The organism is Jiella marina (genome assembly GCF_024359545.1).
Lineage (GTDB): Bacteria > Pseudomonadota > Alphaproteobacteria > Rhizobiales > Rhizobiaceae > Jiella.
In genome coordinates this window covers 147,444-167,898 of sequence record NZ_JAKQZG010000013.1, presented here as the reverse complement: position 1 = coordinate 167,898, position 20,455 = coordinate 147,444, and the positions used below count along the sequence as shown (strand labels likewise).

Below are 20,455 nucleotides of genomic sequence, written 5' to 3'. Positions count from 1 at the left end.
CCTGTTCCCGATGTCCGGTGACCCGCCAGCGCCGCGCGAGAACGGCGTTGACGGGTGTTCGTGATCGTTCCCGATATGGAGCGCCGCCGGATTGGGCTCGGGCACGACACCGAGAAGCCAATCCAATGCGGAACGCTTTCATCCTCGGTGCGGCCTCTTTTCACCCCTGTGCCGCAATGAGCGCATTCGCGCGGGCTGGGGCATGTTTCGATTTCCAGATTTTTGCGAAAGGCCGGTTCGTTGGCTGCTTGTGGGTGGCGTCGGCAGCAGCTTTTTGCTCGAGTCAGCTTGAGCGCCGCTTCGGCATCTCTCAGCTAGCCAACAGGCGCTCAACTTTTTGCCGCTGGACCTCTGGCGACTCGTGGATGTCCAATGTGCCGTAAAAGCTTCCGTCGCGATCAAATAGGTAGACCCCGGCGGAATGATCGACCGTGTATTCGCCGTTCTCCAGCGGAACGAGTGCGCGGTAGGCCTTGAAAGCCGAGAATGCCTCGTCAACTTCTGCCTCTGTGCCGGTCAGACCAACAATCTGCGGATCAAACGACTTTAGGTATTCGTTGAGCCGCTCCGGCGTATCCCGCTCCGGATCGCCGCTGATCAAGAGTACCTGAAGATCGTCGCCTTGGGGACCAAGATCGTCCAGCAGCACCGAGAGTTCACCAAGGGTCGTCGGACAGATATCCGGACAATTCGTGAAGCCGAAGAACAGCGCTACCGGCTCACCCCGAAAGTCACGCCATTCACGGCGTCGCCCTTCGTGGTCGACAAGAGAAAACTCGCCGCCAATGTTGGCGATACCGGATGACGCTTCTCCGGGGAGGGGAGCCTGACCCGAAGCGCGCATGATGGTGACGCCAGCAGTCGCGCCCACGAACAGGCACAGGACGACGACGGCGCCCCACAACGTTCTGCGAAGGGTTTTCGGGCTCACTGTCGTTTCTCCAGATGGCTATCTGACGCTTCCGCAGGGCGTCCGCCGAAGCCTTCGACTGTGAACTCGACCGGCACGGAACCCGCCTTCTCGAACACGAGAGTTCCTGCGAAGGGCTCGGCTTCCAGAATCGGCTTCTTCATGCCCGTCAACATCACGTGGGTGGCGCCTGGCTTTAGTGAGATGGTTTCGCCCGGAGCGATTGGGAGCCCACCCTCGAGCGGGCGCATCCGTGCGACTCCGTCGACAATTTTGGAGGTGTGCAACCTGAATCCTGCCGAGACGTCCGCGGAACCGCCAATCAGCCGATCCGGCTCGCTGCCGTTGTTCGTGACTGTCAGATATCCCACGCCGGTCTTGGCTGTTGCAGGCGTTGCGCGCGACCAGGGATGACCGATGACCAGGTCCCCGGCCGTTACTTCGTGCGCGGCCGCAGCTCCGGTCAGGGTGAGGACGAGGACGATCGATGTCGGAAACCTCATTGTACTGGAACATCCTTGGACTGCGGGTAGGTGTCGTAGACGGTTGCAGATCCGTCAGTCTGCACGAGAAGTACGTCGTACGGTTCGCCGCTTTCGCCCATGCCGGGAGACCCCACCGGCATTCCGGGCACGGCGAGGCCGATCGCATCCGGTCGCTCTTTAAGGAGGCGCGCCACAGAGGCGGCCGGAACATGCCCCTCGATGACATATCCTTCGACAAAACCGGTGTGGCAGGAAGTCTGATCCTGCTTCAGTCCGGCCTTCATTTTTCGAGCATACAGATCAGCCATCGCGAGGTTGTCGTTCGTCACTTCGAACCCGGCGCCCTCCATGTGTTTAATCCAGCCGATGCAGCAGCCGCAGCCAGATGTGGAAAAGACCTCCACCGATTCGCCTGTCGCCGATGCGACGGACGACATCATGAGTAAGCCTGCCGCAGCCGTCGCGAGCGTGTTCCCAAAACTACGCATCTTGCTCTCCTTGATTTGACACGGATTAGAACCATCGTCGCACCCGGGACCGGTAAGCGACGTATTGGTCTGTGAAGGCACTTTCGAGGAACCGCTCCTCATCCCGGACCTGAATCTCGCAGGCCAGCCAGAAGGCGGTGGCGCAAACGATCATCGCGATCGACGGAACCGCCAGTGCCAGGCCTAGGGCCATTGCGAGCATGCCGAGGAACACCGGGTTGCGTGAGACCCCAAATGAACCCTGCGTGACCAGTGCGTCCGGCGCGGCGGAGGGAACTCCCACACGCCAACGTCTTCCCATGCTGGACTGTGCAAAAACCGTCAGGAACTGGCCTGCCAGCGCCAACGCCAATCCGACTGCGTGCAGCCATTCGAGCTTGCCGACCGGACGCAGGATCGGCCACCTTATCTCTGCGGCGTATCCGATCAGCGCGCCAAGGGCGCCGATGACACTCAGGCGGAACAATCCCTGTGCGACCTGCTGGCGTGAGTTTCCGGCGAAGCCGTAAGCCTTGCCGTCGATCATGGACGACGTTCGGCTGGTTGCAATCATCAGCCAGAAGCAGGTTGTCAGGAGAACGATGAGAGGCCCGAGGCGGAGGACTTGCTCGGTCACGTTGATCATTGCGGCCTCCAGCCGAGCAGTCGCATGGCGTTGGCTGTCACCAGTACCGTTGCTCCTGTATCTGCCAGGATAGCTGGCCAGAGGCCCGTCACGCCGAGTAAAGTCGTCACCAGGAACACCGCCTTGAGGCCAAGCGCGATCGCGATGTTCTGATGAATGTTGCGCATTGCGGATCGCGACAAGGCAATCATGTCCGGAATGTCCTGAACCCGGCCATGCAGGACCGCGGCGTCCGCTGTTTCCAGAGCCACGTCGGTCCCTCCACCCATGGCGATGCCTATGTCTGCGGCAGCCAGGGCGGGGGCATCGTTGATGCCGTCGCCGACCTTGGCAACGAAATGGCCCTCCGCCTGGAGGTCTCGCACCGCCTGCTGCTTGTCCTGCGGCAGCAATTCCGACCGCGCCCGGATCCCCAGGCTCTTCGCTACGGCGTCTCCTGTCCGTCGGTTGTCGCCCGTCAGCATCATGATCAGGACGCCTCGACCGCGCAGGGCCCTGAGCCCCGATGCGGCATCGGGGCGGGGCTCGTCCCGCATGGCGATCAGACCTGCAACCGTGTTACCGGCCAGAAGGACGGAGACGGTCTTGCCCGCGTCGTTGAGAACGGTGATCTTGGTGCTAACGTTCTCGCAGATCTGCGTGCGCCGACCTGCAGCCAGGGGAGAGCCGAGGAATACCCGTTCGCCGCCGACGCTGCCGGCGATCCCTTCGCCCGGAATGGCTTCGGCGTCGAACGCCGGCGGGAGCGGCGCCTTCCTGGCCTTTGCCTCCTGCAGAATTGCCATAGCCAGCGGGTGGCTTGATCCCTGTTCCAGCGACGCGGCCAAGGAAAGTATGTCCCGCTCCGCTCGGCCGATCGCGATCACGTCGGTGACCTCGGGCTTTCCCATCGTGATTGTCCCGGTCTTGTCGAGCGCGACAGCGGTCACTCTGCCGAGGTTCTCCAGTACCGCACCGCCCTTCATGAGGAGACCTCGGCGGGCACCGGCGGACATTCCGGCAGCGATGGCCGCAGGGGTCGAGATGACGAGCGCGCAGGGGCAGCCGATCAAGAGGATGGCCAGACCCTTGTAGATCCAGTCGTTCCAAGGCTCGGCGAAAAGGAGCGGAGGCAGGATCGCCGTCAGCGCCGCGAATACCAGGACGCCAGGGGTGTAGTAACGGGAGAACCGGTCGATGAACCTCTCGGTTGGGGCCTTTGCCTCCTGGGCCTCCTCCACCAGCCGCACCACACGCGCGATGGTATTGTCGGAAGCGGCGGCAGTGACCTTGATCCGCAGCACACCGCTTGCATTGATCGTGCCCGCGAACACCGTGTCGCCGACGCTCTTGCGCTTTGGTACGCTCTCTCCTGTCACGGGCGCTTCGTCGACCTCGCCGGCTCCCTCGGCGATGACGCCGTCCGCCGCAACGCGATCGCCGGGGCGCACCAGAATTATGGAGCCGACGGCCAGTCCGTCGGCGGCTACCGCGACCGTCTCGCCGTCCCGCACCAGAAGCGCCGTCTTCGGCACGAGGTCCGTCAGGCCCTGAATATTCTTCCGTGCCCGACCGGCGGCCACGCCCTCCAGCATCTCGCCGATCAGAAACAGGAGGACCACGGCCGCTGCTTCTTCCGTCGCGCCGATGATCACCGCGCCGACGGCGGCAATCGTCATCAGCATCTCGATGGAAAACGGCGAGCCGTAGCGAGCTGCTGCGGCGGCGCGCCTTGCGATCGGAACGAGGCCAACGGCGAGTGCTAGCAGGAAGGCCCAGCTCTCAAACGCTGGAAAAGCCACGCCCGCCAGATAGGCAATTGCCAATGCGAGGCCGCACGTCAGCGTCAGAACCGCCTTGGGCGTTCTCCACCACGCTTCATCGCCAGCATGCTCGTGGGCATGCGAATGATGGTTCGGATTCTCGCCATCAGTGGGAGCCGCCGCATTGCCGGTTCCTCGGACGCCGCGGCTAACTTCTCCGATTCCGTAACCGAGGTTCTTTACCTGGCGGATGATTGCTGCCGGAGTGAGCGCCTTCTCGTGTGCCACCGTCATCGTGCCGGCCGCGACCGACACGGCTACGTCTCCGACGCCTTCCAGACGTCGCACAGCCTTGTCGATCTTCGACGCGCACGAGGCACAATCCATGCCGCTGACGCGGTAGCGTGTCTGCTGGAGTTCTGCCGCCATCGGTGGGTCCCATCTTCTGCCACCGGATGGCTACAACCTCCAGCGGCTAGAGGAGCAAGCCCCTGATCGTAGAAATGTTTCACAAGATATCAGCCGACCATCCCGGTGTGCATCAAAGGCGCCTTGAATGACAGGATGAGGCCCCCGCTTTGGCCCGCCGAACCCTTCCGATTCTGTCGCCCGGAGCTAGGTTCATTCAAGCCTTCGGATCGTTGAGCGCAGGGCAGGAAAGCCTGATGAGAGCAACAGAAGTTCATTATCTGCCATCGCACCATCGCCAACACGACAGCTCAGGGGACGCGGCATGAGTAGTTTCTGGCAGGTCTTCTTCCTGTCTCTCCTGCCGGGAGCGGGAAATTTCGCCGGGGCGCTCGTGGCAGAGTTCTGGAAGCCGTCTTCCCGACTACTGAACTGGGCGCTGCATGCCGCTTCCGGAATCGTCATCGCGATCGTCGCGGTCGAACTAATCCCCGAGGCCGTAGACGTTCTGGCCGGCTGGTGGCTCGCGGCAGCCTTCGCGGCGGGCGGCGTCTCCTATGTCATGATCGAGGCCCTCGTGGAGGGACTTCAGAAGGATGGCAGCCGCGGGAACCGAACGGGGATGTGGATGATCTACGTCGCCGTCGCGGTGGATCTCACCAGCGACGGCATGATGCTCGGAACGGGCTCGGCCGTATCCAGCAACCTTGCGATGGTTCTGGCGTTCGGCCAGGTATTGGCCGATGTCCCGGAAGGCTACGCCGCGATGGCCAACTTCCGGGACAAGGGGGTGCCCCGACGGCGTCGGCTGCTTCTTTCGGCGTCGTTCATCCTGTTTTGTGTCGGGTCCGCCCTCGTCGCATTCTTCATACTGCGAGGTGCGGGAGAGAGCGTGAAGATGGCAGCCCTTGTCTTCGTTGCCGGCTTGCTGACCGTGGCAGCCGTCGAGGATATGCTGGAAGAGGCGCACGAGGCGCGCGAGGACGACCGGGGATCCGTGCTTGCTTTCGTGGGGGGCTTCACCCTTTTCACGCTTGTGTCAGCCGGGTTGGAAACCGTGACGGGTGGCGAAGCCCGCGCAAGCGAACCTATCGACGCTCGTATTTTCGCAGGACAGCAAACCCAAACGATGCCTGATGCGGCGGCCTTTGCCGAAGGCTATCAAAATAGCCTCTTGTCGCTCTTGACCTTCCAGTGAGGGGAAGCCCCATCTGTTCACTGCGATGGTAATGGACCATCGTGACGCTAGCCGTGGGATGTCCAGGAGATCAGATGGTCTGCTCGCCATGATCCGGTCTGGCTTCAGGACAGATCGCCCATGTGCCGCGCTGGCAATTGGACAGAACGAGGAATAGCCTACGCTCATGCAGTTCATCGCCCGCCTGATATTTGTCGCACTCCTCGCCGCATTCGCGGCGAGTTCGGTTGCGCATGCGGCTGGCTCGGCAAAGATGGCCGCCGACATGGTGGCCATCGACGTCGCATCCATGGACATGGCGGACTGCGAGGCCTGTGATGGTCCCGAAGTTGGCGGTATGGGCCTCGCCTGCGATTTCCTTTGCGGCTCAGGCAGTCTTGCGGCCGTCCTCGGACCGCACGGCGATCGGTTCGTTCAGCCGACGGGCGGTCTATTGGACCCGGCGGTAACTGACGACCATTGTGGCCTGACGTGCCCTCCGACAGAGCAGCCCCCTCGAACTCTCATCTGATCTGACGCCCGGCGCTATCGCGTCGGGGCGTCTTTCCGTGACTATCGGTGCGTTGGCGCCGAAGCACGGTGGTGACCGATGCCGGATTATTTCCGGCTTTTCGGCAGACGACCAATCGATCAGTGACAGTTGAACAATGGCTCGAAATCCCGACCCGGCGCCTTCGGGCGCCACCATGTCCGCCTCCGGGAGCCCGCAGGGCTTCCTCCATCAGACCCGACGCGGATTTCTGTCTGCTTCCTTGACCGCAGTCGGACTTCTGGCGCTTCCGGTCGCGTTACGCCCGGCCATGTCGGCATCGTTCCCGGCCGTGGTTCTCGCATTCGACGGGAAGGCGCTGCTCGTCGCAGGAGCAACGCTCAGTCGCAGCGACGACGGGGGACGCACGCGAAGCACCTTGTCCGGGCCCGATGGCATCCTTGCGCTGGCAACGCATCCCGAACGGCCAGGCCGCATCGTCGCCGGGCTCGCTTCCGGCCGGGTTGCCATCTCGCAGGATGGAGGACGCACATGGAAAGATCGTGCTGTCGGAAACGGCGAAGGGGCCGTCGACACGGTCATCATGGCGGCTGGCCAGCCCGACATGATGTACGCCGCGATCCGCAGTGACGGCCTCTGGAAAAGCGAGGATGCCGGCAGGAACTGGAGCCTCGCGATGGACCGTCCGTGGCTCGATGATGCGGAGCGTGATCTTCGCTCGCTTGCCTCGGTCGATCTCGCGACCGGCATGGGCGGGATCTGGATCTACGCGGGCACCGACACCGGGATCACGCGCGTGCCGGATTGCTTCTGCCGTTGGCAGGACGTTCAGCCCGGCAACGCGATGGACGCTCTGGTAGCCGGCGATGCACCGCCTCCCGAAGCGCCGCTGCCGTCGGGCGAGCCGGTCCGTGCGCTGGTCAGCGTACATACCGCCCCGGAGACCCTCTACGCCGCGCTGCCGTCGGGTGTCTGGAATTCAAAGGACGCCGGCGTCGTCTGGTCCCGTTTGACGTCGGGTGACGCCTCCGCCGTGGCGGTGAACCCGATCGATCCTGAACACATCGTCGCCGCTCTGGATGGCGGCCTGAAACAGAGCCGCGACCGCGGCATCACCTGGTCCGCGCTTGCGGCATCCTGAAGGATTTTATCATGAAGAAAGCTTTTGCCATCACCTCGATTGCGGCCCTCGCGGTCGCTGGAGGTATTGCCTTCGGCACCTTGTCCTCGGCGCAGGATGCAAGCCGGGCGACCACCGCTGATGCCGCCCCCACGGAACAGACCATGCCGTCCAGGCAGGTCACGATCTGGCGGGACCCCAACTGCGGGTGCTGCGACACCTACGCCGAGTACCTCGAAAGCAAGGGCTATCATGTCACCCGCGTCGACGATCCGGGTTTCGATCGGCGCTCGGTCGAGGTCGGCGTGCCGCAGGACGGGATCGGCTGCCATCTCGCCGAGATCGACGGCTACTACGTCAGCGGCCTCGTGCCGGCGGAGATCATCGAGCGCCTGGTGACGGAGCGTCCGAAGATCGCCGGTATCACGCTCCCTGGCATGCCGGGCAATGCCCCCGGAATGGCACCGGAGAAGACCGGCACGTTGAAGACGTATGCCTTCGGCGAGGGCGGAATCTCCGTCTACTCCGATGAGTGAGTGCATGGGCGGAATGATGGGCGGGCCGATGATGGGCCTGATGATGGCCGGCGGCGGGCTTGTGCTCTTGCTCGTCGTGTCGGTTCTGGTCCTTGGCGTCGTGGCGCTGGCGAAATACGTCCGGGGGCAGAAATGAAGACAATGGCAGTCGTCCTCGCCACCGGTGCTGCGGCGACGGCTTTCGTGGTCGCCGCCGTGCTGGCGGAGCAGCGCGGCGGCGAGGCGGCTGCGCAGGACGTCACCTTCCTGGGCGAGCCGGTCACGGCGGAGGAGATCGCTCTTGGGCAGGACCTTTACGCCGCGAACTGCGCGTCTTGCCATGGCGACAATCTGGAGGGTCAAACCGACTGGATGCGGCGGCTCGATAACGGCCGAATGCCGGCGCCGCCGCATGACGAGACCGGGCACACCTGGCACCACGCGGATCGGCAGCTCTTCATCATTACAAGGCTGGGCGTTGGTGGGGTCGTGCCGGGCTACGACAGCGACATGCCCGCCTTCAAAGACGTGCTGACGGACGAACAGATCCGGACAGTGCTCGCCTTCATCAAGAGCACTTGGCCGGAGCGGCAGCGCACGTTTCAGGCCGACGTCACAGCGAACGACGAGGGTGACTCGTGAACACGGCTGTCGCTCGAGATCCTTGGCAGCGGGACAGCGCGGAGGGCATCGCGCTGTTCGGAAACATCATCGCAAACGGAAGGAACTGAACTTGACCGACACATCTCATCCGGCCCCGAGGCCGCGCTCCGCTGGGTTTCGCATGCCGCTGGGCCGCAGGGGGCTGGTGATCGCCACGATGGCGATCACCAGCGCGGGGATGGCGTTGAACTGGGGCTGGCTCACGGCGATCGGGGCCGCACCGTTGATCCTGGCGCTCGCCCCCTGCGCTGTGATGTGCGCCACCGGATACTGCGTCATGTGCAAGAGCAAAAGCTGTGACGCAGACAGGAGCCCGACCGACGTGCCGGGTACGACCAGGGACTGAAACCAAACCCAACTGAGGTAACGACCATGAAAACGAACACCAGACTTGGCCTTGCGATCGCGTTCGCGGCCATCATTGCCGCACCCGTGACCTTCGCGCAGGAGGATGCCGCGCCTGAGAAGATGATGCAGGGCGACACCATGAAGGGCAGTGACATGCAGGGCGGCGACATGTCCGGCATGCAAGGCATGATGGGCGGTGAGGAGTCCGGCATGCAGGGCATGCAAGGCATGCAAGGCATGATGCAGATGATGCAGCAGATGCGCCCGATGATGGAGGCCTGCACCGAGATGATGCAGGCAATGGCCGCCCAGCCTCACCACGCCGTCCCGAAAAACGACGGCTAATAGTCGCGCAGGCCCGCACCGACATTCGGGCCTGCGTCTCCCCGCTGAAAGAGACCCGATGAAATCAGCCTACCTCTCCCTGCCTCGCCTACGACTGCGGGCGCTGACGGATATCGGCGCGCTCGGTATTGGCGCTGCGCTTCCCAGGCGAGGGTGCGCAGCGCGGACTATCAGTCAGGCCCGTCACCGACGAGACGGCGCAACCGGGCCAAACCGCCCACGTCAAAGCTCGGGAGTTCTCGGTATCACGCCTGATCCCGGATCAGTTGACGAACCAACCAGTCGGAGCGAGAGAACACGGTCTCTCGCAGGCGCGTCGCGGCGCTCACCGGGAAGGTCACAGCCGGTGGCAGTCCGCCGACGGCTTGGAGGGCGGATAGCGGAACGTATCGTTCTCATCCTGGCGTTGATGCTCGCGCCCATTGGAAGCGCTTCCGCGCATAGTTCCGACGCCCCGATCGACGAACTCATGGCCGAGCGGGAGCCCGCCTTCGAGCATTCCGATGGACGCCTTGCGCCACCGCTGAATGGGACCGCTGCCGACGGATCGACGGTGCGTCTGGACGGGCTTCAGGACAAGATACTCGTGGTCAGCTTCGCACCCGCGGTCTGCGGTTCGCCTTGCATTGCGCAGCAGGCGCTTTTGCGCGCGGTGCAAGAGGGGGTGAACATCACGTCGATGCGCGATCGGGTCACCTTCCTCACGGTGGGTGTCGCCTCTGTCGCAGACTTGGACAGATCGAACTGGCTGCCCGTCACGGTGGGTGATGGCGCCGCCAAGGCGGCGGCGTCCTTCGCAGCCCTGTCCGCGCGTACGACCTACGCGCCAATGATCCATGTCATCGACCGCGGTGGACGCCATGCCGCCATCTTCCACGGCGCGGAATTCGCCCGCACGAACCTGATTGTCTACATCAACGCATTGACGAACACGCCACCGCCGGAGAGCGGCTGGCTCGACAGCATCCTTCGAGCGTTTCAATGATCGCGGCGCCGATGTCACATGTTGCGGAGCGGCGAAACTGGCTGGTCGCGCTGCGCCGTTATCTCGTATTCGCGGCCCTTGCGAACCTTTTGTGGGAGTTCTCCCACCTACCTTCTCTCCGCTCGTTCCCGCGTCCGAGGCGTTCATGAAGGAGGCGGCGTCCGGCAGGACTCCGGTCTGTGCTTCTCGAGAACCCACCGTCGACCGAGGTTGTTGTCGACCTCGGCCGCATGATGACCGTGGGCCGTGGTCTGGAGCTGGACGCGGCAGGAAGGTTTCCGGACTGACGAGGGGCGGGCCGGGTTCGGAAGCGCGCTTGAGCGCAAGCACGGGCGCTTCGTCTACCCGGACGCCTTCGTACGCGCACTATCCAGGTGGCGCAGCCGCATCGTTTCGAAGCACGAGAAGGATTCGGAACTCGGCCGCATCTATCGATCAATCCGGATGCTCCGCGTCACGGCGTACCCGCATTGGGAGGCGGGGGCTGTTGAAGTCCTGCTGTTCGCGGTCCTCGAGGACGGCGAACTTCCCGCCACAGAAAAGGAGTTGGCTGCGGAGCTGAATGCCCAGCTCGACCCCGTCGCCCTTCCGGAGGGGTACTCCTGGGTCGAGGGACGTCTTAAGGATCGGCACCCTCGACCAACTCACGGCGCGCGACCTGCACGAGAGCCAGGTCTTGGACCTGAATTTCCTCAGCGGGATCTGAAACATCGTTCCTGAGCGGCCGAGGGAGTTCGTCGGCACTCCGAAGGCGCCTCGTGGACTGCTTCGCCTTCGCTTAGTGACCTCTGACCCGTGCCGAGTCAACCTTTCGCGCACTCCTTTCGGATCGAGTCAGGTTCCGCGCCGACAGAGTCAAAGACCTAGTCGCAGTGGCGCACCTTAAATCAATATAAACAGAGACTTAGTCGATTCACTGAGTCATTTATCCGGGTGCGGCTACAGGAGAGGAGACGGCGCAGAGCGGGAGGACGATTGAGAAGCTGTCTTCTTCCGAGCCGTAAGCAGTATGCTTCCGAGCCGCCAAGGCTGCGGATTCATTTCAGTGACCGAAGCCCGTCCGACAAATTCCCCGGTGCGCAGTTCCGATTCTGACCCGTCGAAAACCGAGCCTCCGTGCGCACACTGCCTCGTGGATCTGACACCAACCATCATGGAATCGCGCTGTGGAGCCACGACTGGAGGTGGGATTATTCGCCAGAGCCGGGTTGAGGTGTCCGTTTACATCTGCCTCCCAACGCTGTCCGGCGCTCGTCAGAAATCACTTTTGCTGGGCCGAGTTTTCGGCAAGGAGAAGCAGACTCTGGAACTCGGTGCGGCCGGTCTCAATCATCCTCTTGCCGGCTAGGACGGGCGTCGTGGCCATACAGATCTGCGCTGCAATGCGACTGGTCCTCTCGCTCGAACTCGAGCGTTGAATGGGTGATGCCGAACTCGCTTTCGAGCATCCGCTTGATGGCTTGCTTGATGTCTTCGAGGCGATCCCAGGCTTTCTTCTCTATCACCACATGGGTGTCGAGAGCGGCAACATGCTCCTCCATCTGCCAAAAATGGGCATGATGGATGTCCGCGACACCGTCGACTCCGCGTAACGCATCGACAACGGAGTCGTTGTCGATGTCCGGCGGGCTGCCCAGCATCAGGGTCCGGATCGGGCCTCCAATCTCGGTGAAAGCGAGATAGAGGATGTAGAGCGCGATGCCGATCGTGATGGCCGGATCAACCCAGCGCATGTCGTAGAGAATGATGAGCGTACCGCCGATGATGACGGCAAGCGATGCCAGTGCGTCCGAGAGATTATGGAGGAAGAGCGCGCGGATATTCACGCTGCCTTTCTGCATGGAGTACGTGAGCAAAGCCGTTAACGTGTCGACCACAAGTGCCACGCCGCCCAGGATGACCACCGTCCAGCCCGCGACCTCGGGGGGATCGATCATCCGCATGCCGCCCTCGTAGATCAGGTAGAAGCCGACGAGGATCAGCGTGGTGTAGTTGATAAGCGCCGCAACGATTTCGATCCGGCCATAGCCGAAGGTCATACGTGCATCCGCCGGCCTCCGTGCGATCTTGCGTGCGGCAAAAGCAATTGCCAGCGACGCCATGTCGGAGAAATTGTGCAGTGCGTCGGCGACCAGCGCGAGGCTGCCGGACAGGATGCCTCCAAAAATCTGGGCGACTGTCAGTAAAGCGTTGGCCCAGATTGCAATCGAGACCCGGCGGTCGCCGGAATCCGGGTCGATATGCGCATGTCCATGATCGTGCGGCATCGGATGTTCCCTTTGGCCCATAGTGCTGAAGAATCGACGCCCATAACGGTCCGCGGACGCAGTCCAAGGATTTGCGGCCTATCACCCGTGTGCCATAGGTGCATTGGCGCATCGTGCGGATGGAGCGGTGCACCAACATCAGCCGAAGAATCGGTCGACGAGACGTGTAATCGCTCCAGCAACTGTAGCTTCAAGAGGAAAGATTCAGGCGCCACGCGGGGCGGCGAGTATGATCGCTGCGCCGAGTAGGCAGACTGTGGTACCGAGCACATCCCATCTGTCGGGGCGATGTGCTTCGGCGAGCCACATCCAGAGGACCGAGGCCGCGATATAGACCCCGCCATAGGCGGCGAAGGCTCGTCCCGCTGCGATGGTATCGACCTGTGCGAGAAGCCAGCCGAACGCCACAAGAGCGACCACACCCGGCGCGAGCCAAAGGGCAGATGCATCAAGGCGCCACCATGCCCAGATGGCAAAGCAGCCGGCGATCTCGGCCAGCGCGGCAAGCGGATAGACGAGTGCCGCGGGCATTCTAGGCGCCGATCTCGTTGTGGTCGGTCAGGCATTCAGAATGGTCGCGCAGTACCTCCAGCACGCGGCAATCGGCTGTTCGGCCACCGCTACATTCATGCACCATGCGTTCGAGTTCCGTACGCAAGGCTTCCAGCCGCGCGAGACGCTGCTCCACCTGCTTCAACTGCCGTCTCGCAATGGAGTCGGCTTCCTGGCACGGCTTATCTGGCTGATCGCTCAGATTCAGGAGTTCGCGGATCGCTTCCAGTCTGAAGCCGAGCTGTCGAGCATGACGGATGAAGGACAACCGGTCGAGTTCGGCGTCGCCGTAGCGCCGCTGTCCGCCCTCGGTTCGGCCCGGTTCGGGCATCAGCCCGATCTGCTCGTAGTAGCGGATCGTTTGCACCTTCGACCCAGTCTTCCTGGCAAGAGCGCCAATAGTCAGCATCCGCGTCTCCGCAATGTTCCAGTCTTGGTAGATACTGCTGCGCGGATCGGCAAGGGGAGCTCCCGAGTCACAGGCACGTGAAACCATCGTGGGTCTCAGGAAAGCAGCTTGAACCTCCAGTAGCTTGAGGATGTAGGAACGCAATGAACCGAGAATCGCGGTCAGGCCGATTGTATTGAAACTGACACCCTTCCGGAAATCGTGTGCGGGCGTCTCGGAGCACGCGTTCTTCATGCTGCTGGCCCGGACGGGAATTCCCGCTGGGGAGGCGCTCGCTGAGTTGAGAGGGTACATAGACGCATGACAACGAGAGTGACTGGCGAAGCAGCGTTGACTGCCGCATGGGTTGTAACGGTTGTGGCGTCGCTCTCGGTGCTGTTCATCGGCGAGGTGCTGGGCCGGATGCCCTGCCTGCTGTGCTGGTATCAGCGTGCCTTTATGTTTCCGCTACCAATCGTCCTAGGCCTTGGCCTCTGGTGGCAGGATGCCCGCGTCGGGCGCTACGGTGTAGCGCTCAGCCTCGGGGGGGGATGGTCGCGCTTTGGCATATCGGCCTCTACGCGGGCATCATCCCGGAGCCCGTCCAGCCATGCACCGCGACGGGACCTTCCTGCACCGACGACAACCAGGCAATCCTTGGCGTCCCCATCCCGCTTCTGTCGCTTCTGGCCTTCATTCTCACGGCGAGCTTATCGATTCTCTCTTTGAAGGAACCGCGTTCATGACCCGCCGACCATTGATTCTGTCCATTCTTGTCGTGGGCCTTGCGGTCTTCGCTGCGGCCTCGTGGTTCGCTACGCGCCCCGCGGCCATCACCGCCACTGCCACGGGGACCCTCCCGCCTGAGCAGGCTGAGGCATTGTTGCGACCGTATTCGCCGATCCTTGGACCGGAGCAAGCACCGGTCACTATTGTCGAGTTCTTTGATCCCGCCTGCGAGGCTTGCCGCGCCTTCTACCCGACTGTGAAGCAGATTATAGCCGAGCATGGCGCGGCGGTGCGCGTGGTCCTACGCTACACACCGTTCCATGGCGAGGGGTCCGAAGAAGCCATCCGCGTCCTTGAGGCGGCGAGGATGCAGGGCGTCTTCGAACCGGTGCTTCAAGCCATCATGCGCGAGCAGCCGCAATGGGCCTCGCATGGAGCTCCTGAGCCAGGGCTGGTCCTGCAGATCGCTGCAAGTGCGGGACTCGATGCCGATGCCGCTCGAACACAAATGCAGGCGCCTCAGACAACGGCAATCCTGAACCAGGATCGCGCCGATGTGGAAACCATGGGTGTAAGCCAGACTCCGACATTCTTCGTAAATGGGAGGCCGCTCGCGCCGTTCGGAAAAGCGGAACTGAGGACGAGAGTGGCCGAAGAGGTAGCCGCAAGTGGCTCGTGACTGAATTTTCCCCGATAGCTCTCGGATTTTTGGGCAGCCTTGCTGCCGGATCCCTGACCGCCTTCGGTGCCGTTCCGGTGCTCTTTGGACGACTTCCTTCGCAAGGAACGCGAGATCTCTCGCTCGGGTTCGCGGCGGGGGTGATGCTGGCCGCCTCGTTCTTCTCGCTGATCATTCCTGCGCTCGACGCTGCTGAGTTGCAATTCGACAACGAGGCGGCACCGGCTGCTATCGTCTGCCTGGCAATCCTGCTCGGCATGGGCGCCGTTGCACTGATGAATGAGAAGCTGCCGCATGAGCACTTTAGCGTGGGGCGCGAAGGGCCCGAGGCCGCCTCGCTCAGGCGCGTCTGGCTCTTCATCATCGCGATCACAATCCACAATTTCCCGGAGGGTCTTGCTGTCGGCGTTGGCTTCGGATCAGGCGGGCTGAAGGACGGATTGCCTTTGGCCATCGGGATCGGGTTGCAAAACGCCCCCGAGGGTCTTGCTGTGGCCGTGTCGCTTCTGGGGGAGGGGTATTCAAAGCGTCGTGCTTGGGGCATCGCCGCACTGACTGGGCTGGTGGAACCGATCGGCGGTCTGCTCGGCGCGGGTATCATTACGTTTTCGCAGCCGCTTCTGCCTTGGGGGTTAGCCTTCGCCGCGGGCGCGATGCTCTATGTGATCAGTCACGAGATCATACCTGAGACGCACCGTAGGGGGCATCAGGACAAGGCAACTCTGGGCCTGTCCATCGGTTTCGTCCTCATGCTGTTTCTGGATGTCTGGCTTGGTTAGACATCCTCTCATAACAGCAATTCATTGTGAAATACCGAAAATTCGGCGAGCTATATGTGATTGGTATCGTATATCTATGTAAATCGTGCAGAATCTGGTTAATATTATTATTTGATTATATGAAAGGAATGTAAATTGTTGAGGATTGGAACTCTTGGGGTTATGGCGATAGCTGTAGTATATGCCATGATCGCGTTTTTTGGAGCAATGGGTCTGGGTTACTTGGCTCTAATGATCGCTGGAATGTCAATTTCCATAGGAGACGGGTATTTAAATTTTGTTTACGCAATATTGTTTATGGGTTCGGCAGTAATCGCGATAATCGCCGGAAAAGGCTACCTCGATTCAAGAGATCGTAACGAATGAGTCTAATAATTTCTGCGGAGTTCGAGTAATAATTCCCGAATTTTCTTAGGATGTCTATTCGTCCACTGGCGGTCAGAAGATTGAGTTTGGCCACAATGCGAGAAAATATCAGTAAGCAGTAATCAGCGATCTGCTGACGAGCAGGATCGTGTCCGCCGCGAGGAGGGGAAGGCTGTCGAGTTGACCCGGCAAGCGGAATGGCCCGCGGCTTACATCCGGAAGGAGGCGGTGACGAGCCTCGGATACGAGAAGTGGCTGTCGACGTACCTTTTGGAACACCGGGCCACACGCCGGAAGAACTCGCCCGGCGTTCCGACCACTCCTCAGGTCGTGCTCGAGACGCACTGCGGGACGCGGTCGCACTGCGGAAGGACATGAACAGACCGGGCACGAGGCGCGGGGGGTAGCAGACTGACGGGCCGGCGCGCGCCGACCGCCTCAAAAATGCCGCTGCCACAGGCGCCTCGCGAAGAACGCGCCGACGCACAGTGCAGTCAGCATCCCGGTCGCCACAACAGCGGCCGCCTTCGCGCCCGGCACCTCCGCAAGCTGCCTCCGGTAGGTCGGAGAGCTGGCGAGATGGCCATCTCGCCCACGACGCCGCCGAAACGCCGGCAGCCACCACAAGTCCACGAACAGGCCGAGTGGGAAGCTGGCCGTGATGAGCATCGGCCTCGCCAGAGGAAGGACCGCCGCAGGCCTCCGTACTCCGGCCTTCGCCGGGTTGCCAGCCACCTGCGCGGTGCCCTGAAACAGAAAGGGGCGTCCCATCTTTGAGCCGCCCCCGCAAGCGTCATTCCATCACCAGTCGAGGCCCACCCGCCTTCCGGTGCCGCACCCGATCAGTGAAAGACTCGATCGCCGACGGCTCCTTTCGTCCGGCCAACTCCTCGGCCGACGGCTCCGCTTCCCGACGCCGACACGGTTCGACACCCAGAGCGCCGCCGCCCATCCCCCGCGCCAGCCGCCCGCAGACGAGGCCGCCGGCTGCCGCAAGGCGATTGAGGTCGTGCGGCCGGAGCCGGAGGAGCCAGCTCACCTGGTCCGGCGACAGCGCCGACAGGTCGACCTGCCGGCGGTCCGTCGCCGAAGCGCGGGCGTAGGCGTGAACGATCGCGGACACCGGGTCCGTTCCATCGGGGCGTGGCTCGAGGACGGACGGAAGCAAGCCAGGGAGTTCGCGGGCGCGACCGCGCTTGGCGACCAGCGCCGCGATGTCCTTCGCGGTGTCCGGCGCCGGTGCGGGCTCGGGCGGCATGGGGAGGGAGCCGCCTCCACCGCCGAGCATCCGGCCGGGTATGGACGCCAGCCAGTCGAGTGCGGTCCAGCACCAGCGGCCGGCGGCGGCGAGGCTGGAAGCGGCGGCGCGGAGTGCGGCGGCGATGGCTGCGAGCATGCGGGTGTCCTCCCTCTAAGTGCACCGAAGGATGGTGGCTAAAATTGCAAGCGGCGAATTGAGCCTCTGCGAACCGCATTTCGAGGACGGGCTCGACGCGCCGCCCGACTCCTGGGATGTATCCCGTCCCACATCAATGGACGTCCGATGATCCCCTCCGTCACCCTCATCTCCAGCACTGCCGCCACCGTCGCGGCCCGCCGCATAGGCGGCGTGTGGCTGCCGAGCATGAGGGTGTCTGGCACCGACCCGAACGGGTGCCGCAACGGAGGATCGGCATGTCCGACAACGACAACAGCATCATCAGCCTCGACGACCTGAACGCGACCCAGAAGAATTTCGGGATCGTTTACTCCGACGGCGGAGTCCCGGCCGACTTCGCGAAGGTCGCAATCATCGCACTGACGGTCCGCGAGCAGTTCGCGACCAACCCGGCCCTGTTCGGCGGGGCGCCGGAGATCTTCCCCGACCCCGAGGACCCGACCCGCCAATGCTTCGTCCTTCGCGGCGCTGCGGTGTGGGTATGTACGCAGACCGACTTCGGTCCGCACCTACTCGACTTGGTCAAGTCGACGGGCGCCTGCTTCCGCCGCCGGGATGGGATGGCGTTCCTGATCTCCGCGCTGGCCCGAGACGCGGCATTCGCGGAGCGATTCAACGCCCGCATCGACCCGGTGGAACTCCTCGAGGAGAAGCTGGTCGGTTACCTCGAGCAGCACGGCTACCGTCTCGTCTTCGAGGTGCTCGAGAAGGCCGGCACGCCGGAGGAGCCCTGCACGATGATGATGCACGAACTGCGCGAATTGATCCTCGAACACCACCTCGAAACCGTAGTGTGCACGCGCATGCCGATCTTGGGGCTCACCCGCCTCCAGCTCGGAGACGTGCTCGATGGTTGGATGGGGGCGCACGACAGCAGTGTTCAGCGCCTCCTTGGTGACATGCCGGAGTTCGGGGCGGAGCACGAATGATGGCCGAGGTCGTGAAGCTGAACCCCAAGCTGCGCGCCGAGGGGAACGCGCGGACCAGCGGAGGTGCCGAGGTGCGCGACTTCCCCGACCGCGAGCGCGAGGTAGAGAACGAGCGGCTCGACTTGCTGGCAGACTGGCTCGCGGAGAACGAGGACTGGCTCTTCGAGTTGGTCCTCGAGCGCTCGGACGAGCCGTTCCGGGACCACGACCACTTGTCCGAATGGGTCCAGCTCAACTGGGAAGGATCCGAAACCTTCAGCGGCGCGCCCCGCGAAGGCCTCCGGTGGCAGGCGGCGAACGACTTGCTCTTCCACTGCATGGAAGGCGAGGAGTATGACCTCGAGGCTCTCCGACCCGAATAGGGTCGCTCGACGCCAAGACGATCACGACAAAGGCCCCGGCACCACTGCCGAGGCCTCTTCGTTTCAGGCCCGCCACCCGCAGCGCACGATACCGAACCTGTTGTGCTCCAGCACCTGCCGCACATGGTCGTCCGCCGTCGGCCGGATCGCCTGCCACCCGTCGCAGCCGGACGGGCTACCCGTCGTCGCGCACCCAGCGAGGCAGCTCGTCGCGAGCGGCGCGATTATCGAGACGGTCAACTTGTTCATCGATCCGGTTCCTTTCACACAGCGCGTCGAGGAGGCTGGCGCTACCCGAGACTCCTCGGCTCGCCGCCCGGCGCCGTACACGCGGGCAAGGATGCCGAGGTCTACCAGTGCGCCGGCCCCGGCGGCCGCGAGCCAGCGGCCGGCGGGGGCGCAACCAAGCGAGGGCGGCGGTCATGCGGCGACGCCTTCGTAAGCCCACAACATCGCCGACCCCGATGACCTCGAGTACGAGATCGTCAGGGAATGCGTCGAGCGCGGCCGGGTTTGTATCGTCGCCGCTGACCTTCGGAAGAACGGCAAGTTCGCCGTCCTTGAAGGCGACTTCATGGACCACGTGAGCAAGAAGGTCGCGGAGATCGAAGAGGTGGACAAAAGGCATTGAGAGCGGCGTGCGTCGCTTCCGCCTTCGCTCCCTCCACTGTAGCTCATGGAGCCGCCCCATTCATCCTGGCCGCCGGCTGTAGCAAAGGGCACGGGTTGAACGAACTCATCGCCGCGCGGAACGTGTCAGCATCCGGCGTGCCATGAAGCGCCATCCGTAAACTGCCGTCGCAACAGCATACCGGATGGGCGCGCTCGAGGATCACGTCGAAGCCGTGCGCCGCCTCAACGGCCAGCATGCAAGACTCGAACGAGATGACGGATCCTTGGATCGTCGCCCAATCGGCGGGCACCGAACTGGGGTCACGGCACCGGACCAGTGCCGTTTCCGCTGTTCGGCGCGGCTCGAGAAAGCTCGAAAAGTAGCTGCTCTTGCGCAGCGGCGAGCGTGCACCCTTCACGGTGCCTACACTTCCATGTCGAGGTGGATTCGGCGGCGGCGTATGCACAAGACGCCACCTTCCTGATCAGCCGCAGGATAAATTCTCGGGATCATCTAAATCAAACACTTACAGGTGCGATCCTTCCTAAAAAACCATCAAAATCAATGGCTTGAAGATTTTCCAGTTTGACATTGAAGCAGAGTCATGAGATATTGGAGTTGTCTCAATCAAGAGGCGGCGTACTTCGAGGATACTGAAGCATGGCAGTTCGATCTAAGGCGGTTAATACCGCTGAATCAAAAGTAGTTCGCGAAAATCCAGCCGCAGAATTCCGCAAAGCGGTGAAAGCAGCGGGCGCGACCTATGAAATCAACCGCGACCGAAGCAGCTATTCGGACGCAATGAGCATCAGCTTTGCGGATGGTCGAACGCTCCACCTTCGACACATCCCAGCGGAGTGGTCCGATCACATCGACACGTTAGAGGCGTTCATCGCCGACCCGAGCTCGCGTCGCTTCATCGACTGTAAGGACGGTTCATTCGACGTCTGCGGATGAGCCTCGCGCCAACGGAGCTGACCGAACATGAGCAGGTCTAGGGCTCAATACCGGAGGTCCCGCAGTGATGCCGG

27 protein-coding genes are annotated in these 20,455 nt (G+C 62.7%); 14 read left to right on the top strand and 13 right to left on the bottom strand.

Translation table 11 applies throughout. The annotated features are described in order from the left end of the window. Positions 1-310: 310 nt before the first annotated feature. The 5 genes from MF134_RS20035 to MF134_RS20015 are packed head-to-tail and all read right to left on the bottom strand — an operon-like array spanning position 311 to position 4,679. Entirely contained in the window at positions 311-931 is a 621-nt protein-coding gene (locus tag MF134_RS20035) for an SCO family protein (RefSeq protein WP_009209141.1), read from the bottom strand. Beyond that, positions 928-1,413, bottom strand: coding sequence for a copper chaperone PCu(A)C (locus MF134_RS20030; protein WP_009209142.1), 486 nt, complete (start codon positions 1,411-1,413; stop codon positions 928-930). The genes MF134_RS20035 and MF134_RS20030 overlap by 4 nt, the downstream gene beginning before the upstream one ends. Further along, a complete protein-coding gene (locus tag MF134_RS20025; RefSeq protein ID WP_024352262.1) occupies positions 1,410-1,883 on the bottom strand; it encodes a DUF411 domain-containing protein in 474 nt (157 codons plus the stop codon). The genes MF134_RS20030 and MF134_RS20025 overlap by 4 nt, the downstream gene beginning before the upstream one ends. 25 nt (positions 1,884-1,908) lie before the next feature. Further along, positions 1,909-2,508 (bottom strand): methyltransferase family protein, encoded by a 600-nt coding sequence (locus tag MF134_RS20020; protein ID WP_024352263.1) that lies wholly within the window; start codon positions 2,506-2,508, stop codon positions 1,909-1,911. Further along, on the bottom strand, positions 2,505-4,679 hold the full coding sequence (locus MF134_RS20015) for a heavy metal translocating P-type ATPase (RefSeq protein WP_009209144.1): 2,175 nt from the start codon (positions 4,677-4,679) through the stop codon (positions 2,505-2,507). The genes MF134_RS20020 and MF134_RS20015 overlap by 4 nt, the downstream gene beginning before the upstream one ends. A gap of 373 nt (positions 4,680-5,052) precedes the next feature. Here MF134_RS20015 and MF134_RS20010 point away from each other — a divergent pair, with 373 nt between their 5' ends. The 6 genes from MF134_RS20010 (at position 5,053) to MF134_RS19985 (ending at position 8,623) form a co-directional block, all read left to right on the top strand. Next, on the top strand, positions 5,053-5,856 hold the full coding sequence (locus MF134_RS20010; RefSeq protein WP_255341187.1) for a ZIP family metal transporter: 804 nt from the start codon (positions 5,053-5,055) through the stop codon (positions 5,854-5,856). 166 nt (positions 5,857-6,022) lie between these two features. Continuing rightward, positions 6,023-6,367 carry a hypothetical protein gene (locus MF134_RS20005; protein ID WP_009209146.1) on the top strand — a complete coding sequence of 115 codons (345 nt, stop codon included), beginning with the start codon at positions 6,023-6,025 and terminating at the stop codon, positions 6,365-6,367. A 562-nt stretch (positions 6,368-6,929) separates the two neighbouring features. After that, the gene (locus tag MF134_RS20000) at positions 6,930-7,487 is read left to right on the top strand and encodes a WD40/YVTN/BNR-like repeat-containing protein (protein WP_255341186.1); all 558 of its coding nucleotides are present in this window, start codon (positions 6,930-6,932) and stop codon (positions 7,485-7,487) included. 11 nt (positions 7,488-7,498) lie between these two features. Next, complete coding sequence (locus MF134_RS19995) at positions 7,499-8,002, top strand: DUF411 domain-containing protein (protein WP_024352265.1); 504 nt, start codon at positions 7,499-7,501, stop codon at positions 8,000-8,002. A 4-nt stretch (positions 8,003-8,006) separates the two neighbouring features. After that, positions 8,007-8,138, top strand: a complete 132-nt coding sequence (locus tag MF134_RS19990; protein ID WP_255341185.1) for a hypothetical protein — start codon at positions 8,007-8,009, stop codon at positions 8,136-8,138. Continuing rightward, a complete protein-coding gene (locus MF134_RS19985) occupies positions 8,135-8,623 on the top strand; it encodes a c-type cytochrome (protein WP_009209148.1) in 489 nt (162 codons plus the stop codon). The genes MF134_RS19990 and MF134_RS19985 overlap by 4 nt, the downstream gene beginning before the upstream one ends. Positions 8,624-8,728: 105 nt before the next feature. Here the strand turns inward: MF134_RS19985 and MF134_RS19980 are convergent, their stop codons facing one another. Beyond that, a complete protein-coding gene (locus tag MF134_RS19980) occupies positions 8,729-8,908 on the bottom strand; it encodes a hypothetical protein (RefSeq protein WP_192844236.1) in 180 nt (59 codons plus the stop codon). A 108-nt stretch (positions 8,909-9,016) separates the two neighbouring features. Between MF134_RS19980 and MF134_RS19975 the strand changes: the two genes are divergently transcribed. Continuing rightward, entirely contained in the window at positions 9,017-9,337 is a 321-nt protein-coding gene (locus MF134_RS19975; RefSeq protein WP_050767471.1) for a hypothetical protein, read from the top strand. 469 nt (positions 9,338-9,806) lie between these two features. After that, on the top strand, positions 9,807-10,322 hold the full coding sequence (locus MF134_RS19970; protein ID WP_148233765.1) for a cytochrome-c oxidase: 516 nt from the start codon (positions 9,807-9,809) through the stop codon (positions 10,320-10,322). 1,325 nt (positions 10,323-11,647) lie between these two features. Here the strand turns inward: MF134_RS19970 and MF134_RS19965 are convergent. The 3 genes from MF134_RS19965 to MF134_RS19955 all read right to left on the bottom strand — a co-directional run bounded on the left by MF134_RS19965 (position 11,648) and on the right by MF134_RS19955 (position 13,550). Beyond that, positions 11,648-12,589: a cation diffusion facilitator family transporter gene (locus MF134_RS19965; RefSeq protein ID WP_024352270.1), complete on the bottom strand. Its 942-nt coding sequence runs from the start codon at positions 12,587-12,589 to the stop codon at positions 11,648-11,650. Positions 12,590-12,793: 204 nt separating this feature from the next. After that, complete coding sequence (locus MF134_RS19960; RefSeq protein ID WP_009209152.1) at positions 12,794-13,120, bottom strand: YnfA family protein; 327 nt, start codon at positions 13,118-13,120, stop codon at positions 12,794-12,796. Position 13,121: 1 nt separating this feature from the next. After that, positions 13,122-13,550 carry a MerR family transcriptional regulator gene (locus tag MF134_RS19955; protein ID WP_009209153.1) on the bottom strand — a complete coding sequence of 143 codons (429 nt, stop codon included), beginning with the start codon at positions 13,548-13,550 and terminating at the stop codon, positions 13,122-13,124. 300 nt (positions 13,551-13,850) lie between these two features. Here MF134_RS19955 and MF134_RS19950 point away from each other — a divergent pair, with 300 nt between their 5' ends. Genes MF134_RS19950 through MF134_RS19940 form a run of 3 tightly spaced genes read left to right on the top strand, consistent with a single transcriptional unit; the run spans position 13,851 to position 15,716 of the window. Then, positions 13,851-14,258 (top strand): disulfide bond formation protein B, encoded by a 408-nt coding sequence (locus MF134_RS19950; RefSeq protein WP_255341184.1) that lies wholly within the window; start codon positions 13,851-13,853, stop codon positions 14,256-14,258. After that, entirely contained in the window at positions 14,140-14,937 is a 798-nt protein-coding gene (locus MF134_RS19945) for a thioredoxin domain-containing protein (RefSeq protein WP_255341183.1), read from the top strand. Before MF134_RS19950 ends, MF134_RS19945 begins: the two co-directional genes overlap by 119 nt. Beyond that, entirely contained in the window at positions 14,934-15,716 is a 783-nt protein-coding gene (locus MF134_RS19940; protein ID WP_009209156.1) for a ZIP family metal transporter, read from the top strand. The genes MF134_RS19945 and MF134_RS19940 overlap by 4 nt, the downstream gene beginning before the upstream one ends. Before the next feature lie 804 nt (positions 15,717-16,520). Here the strand turns inward: MF134_RS19940 and MF134_RS19935 are convergent. Together MF134_RS19935 and MF134_RS19930 are read right to left on the bottom strand one after the other, a co-directional pair. Then, a complete protein-coding gene (locus MF134_RS19935) occupies positions 16,521-16,751 on the bottom strand; it encodes a hypothetical protein (protein ID WP_148233766.1) in 231 nt (76 codons plus the stop codon). 124 nt (positions 16,752-16,875) lie between these two features. Further along, entirely contained in the window at positions 16,876-17,478 is a 603-nt protein-coding gene (locus tag MF134_RS19930) for a hypothetical protein (RefSeq protein WP_024352272.1), read from the bottom strand. Between the two features lie 278 nt (positions 17,479-17,756). On the opposite strand from MF134_RS19930, the gene MF134_RS19925 reads away from it, so the two are divergent. Further along, a complete protein-coding gene (locus MF134_RS19925; RefSeq protein WP_024352273.1) occupies positions 17,757-18,449 on the top strand; it encodes a hypothetical protein in 693 nt (230 codons plus the stop codon). Continuing rightward, positions 18,449-18,811, top strand: a complete 363-nt coding sequence (locus MF134_RS19920) for a hypothetical protein (RefSeq protein ID WP_060576944.1) — start codon at positions 18,449-18,451, stop codon at positions 18,809-18,811. Before MF134_RS19925 ends, MF134_RS19920 begins: the two co-directional genes overlap by 1 nt. Positions 18,812-18,874: 63 nt before the next feature. Here MF134_RS19920 and MF134_RS19915 read toward each other — a convergent pair whose 3' ends face one another. After that, entirely contained in the window at positions 18,875-19,060 is a 186-nt protein-coding gene (locus tag MF134_RS19915) for a hypothetical protein (RefSeq protein ID WP_024352275.1), read from the bottom strand. Between the two features lie 425 nt (positions 19,061-19,485). Continuing rightward, a complete protein-coding gene (locus tag MF134_RS19910) occupies positions 19,486-19,842 on the bottom strand; it encodes a hypothetical protein (RefSeq protein ID WP_148233767.1) in 357 nt (118 codons plus the stop codon). 242 nt (positions 19,843-20,084) lie between these two features. Here MF134_RS19910 and MF134_RS19905 point away from each other — a divergent pair, with 242 nt between their 5' ends. Continuing rightward, positions 20,085-20,381, top strand: a complete 297-nt coding sequence (locus tag MF134_RS19905; protein WP_148233768.1) for a hypothetical protein — start codon at positions 20,085-20,087, stop codon at positions 20,379-20,381. Positions 20,382-20,455: the final 74 nt, after the last annotated feature.

Coding starts and splice junctions, on each gene's coding strand:
- MF134_RS20030 (WP_009209142.1), bottom strand. CDS start 1,413: ATGAGGTTTCCGACATCGATCGTCCTCGTCCTCACCCTGACCGGAGCT.
- MF134_RS20025 (WP_024352262.1), bottom strand. CDS start 1,883: ATGCGTAGTTTTGGGAACACGCTCGCGACGGCTGCGGCAGGCTTACTC.
- MF134_RS20020 (WP_024352263.1), bottom strand. CDS start 2,508: ATGATCAACGTGACCGAGCAAGTCCTCCGCCTCGGGCCTCTCATCGTT.
- MF134_RS20015 (WP_009209144.1), bottom strand. CDS start 4,679: ATGGCGGCAGAACTCCAGCAGACACGCTACCGCGTCAGCGGCATGGAT.
- MF134_RS20005 (WP_009209146.1), top strand. CDS start 6,023: ATGCAGTTCATCGCCCGCCTGATATTTGTCGCACTCCTCGCCGCATTC.
- MF134_RS20000 (WP_255341186.1), top strand. CDS start 6,930: ATGGCGGCTGGCCAGCCCGACATGATGTACGCCGCGATCCGCAGTGAC.
- MF134_RS19995 (WP_024352265.1), top strand. CDS start 7,499: ATGAAGAAAGCTTTTGCCATCACCTCGATTGCGGCCCTCGCGGTCGCT.
- MF134_RS19990 (WP_255341185.1), top strand. CDS start 8,007: ATGGGCGGAATGATGGGCGGGCCGATGATGGGCCTGATGATGGCCGGC.
- MF134_RS19985 (WP_009209148.1), top strand. CDS start 8,135: ATGAAGACAATGGCAGTCGTCCTCGCCACCGGTGCTGCGGCGACGGCT.
- MF134_RS19975 (WP_050767471.1), top strand. CDS start 9,017: ATGAAAACGAACACCAGACTTGGCCTTGCGATCGCGTTCGCGGCCATC.
- MF134_RS19970 (WP_148233765.1), top strand. CDS start 9,807: ATGGCCGAGCGGGAGCCCGCCTTCGAGCATTCCGATGGACGCCTTGCG.
- MF134_RS19965 (WP_024352270.1), bottom strand. CDS start 12,589: ATGCCGCACGATCATGGACATGCGCATATCGACCCGGATTCCGGCGAC.
- MF134_RS19960 (WP_009209152.1), bottom strand. CDS start 13,120: ATGCCCGCGGCACTCGTCTATCCGCTTGCCGCGCTGGCCGAGATCGCC.
- MF134_RS19955 (WP_009209153.1), bottom strand. CDS start 13,550: ATGCTGACTATTGGCGCTCTTGCCAGGAAGACTGGGTCGAAGGTGCAA.
- MF134_RS19950 (WP_255341184.1), top strand. CDS start 13,851: ATGACAACGAGAGTGACTGGCGAAGCAGCGTTGACTGCCGCATGGGTT.
- MF134_RS19945 (WP_255341183.1), top strand. CDS start 14,140: ATGCACCGCGACGGGACCTTCCTGCACCGACGACAACCAGGCAATCCT.
- MF134_RS19935 (WP_148233766.1), bottom strand. CDS start 16,751: ATGCTCATCACGGCCAGCTTCCCACTCGGCCTGTTCGTGGACTTGTGG.
- MF134_RS19930 (WP_024352272.1), bottom strand. CDS start 17,478: ATGCTCGCAGCCATCGCCGCCGCACTCCGCGCCGCCGCTTCCAGCCTC.
- MF134_RS19925 (WP_024352273.1), top strand. CDS start 17,757: ATGTCCGACAACGACAACAGCATCATCAGCCTCGACGACCTGAACGCG.
- MF134_RS19920 (WP_060576944.1), top strand. CDS start 18,449: ATGGCCGAGGTCGTGAAGCTGAACCCCAAGCTGCGCGCCGAGGGGAAC.
- MF134_RS19915 (WP_024352275.1), bottom strand. CDS start 19,060: ATGAACAAGTTGACCGTCTCGATAATCGCGCCGCTCGCGACGAGCTGC.
- MF134_RS19905 (WP_148233768.1), top strand. CDS start 20,085: ATGGCAGTTCGATCTAAGGCGGTTAATACCGCTGAATCAAAAGTAGTT.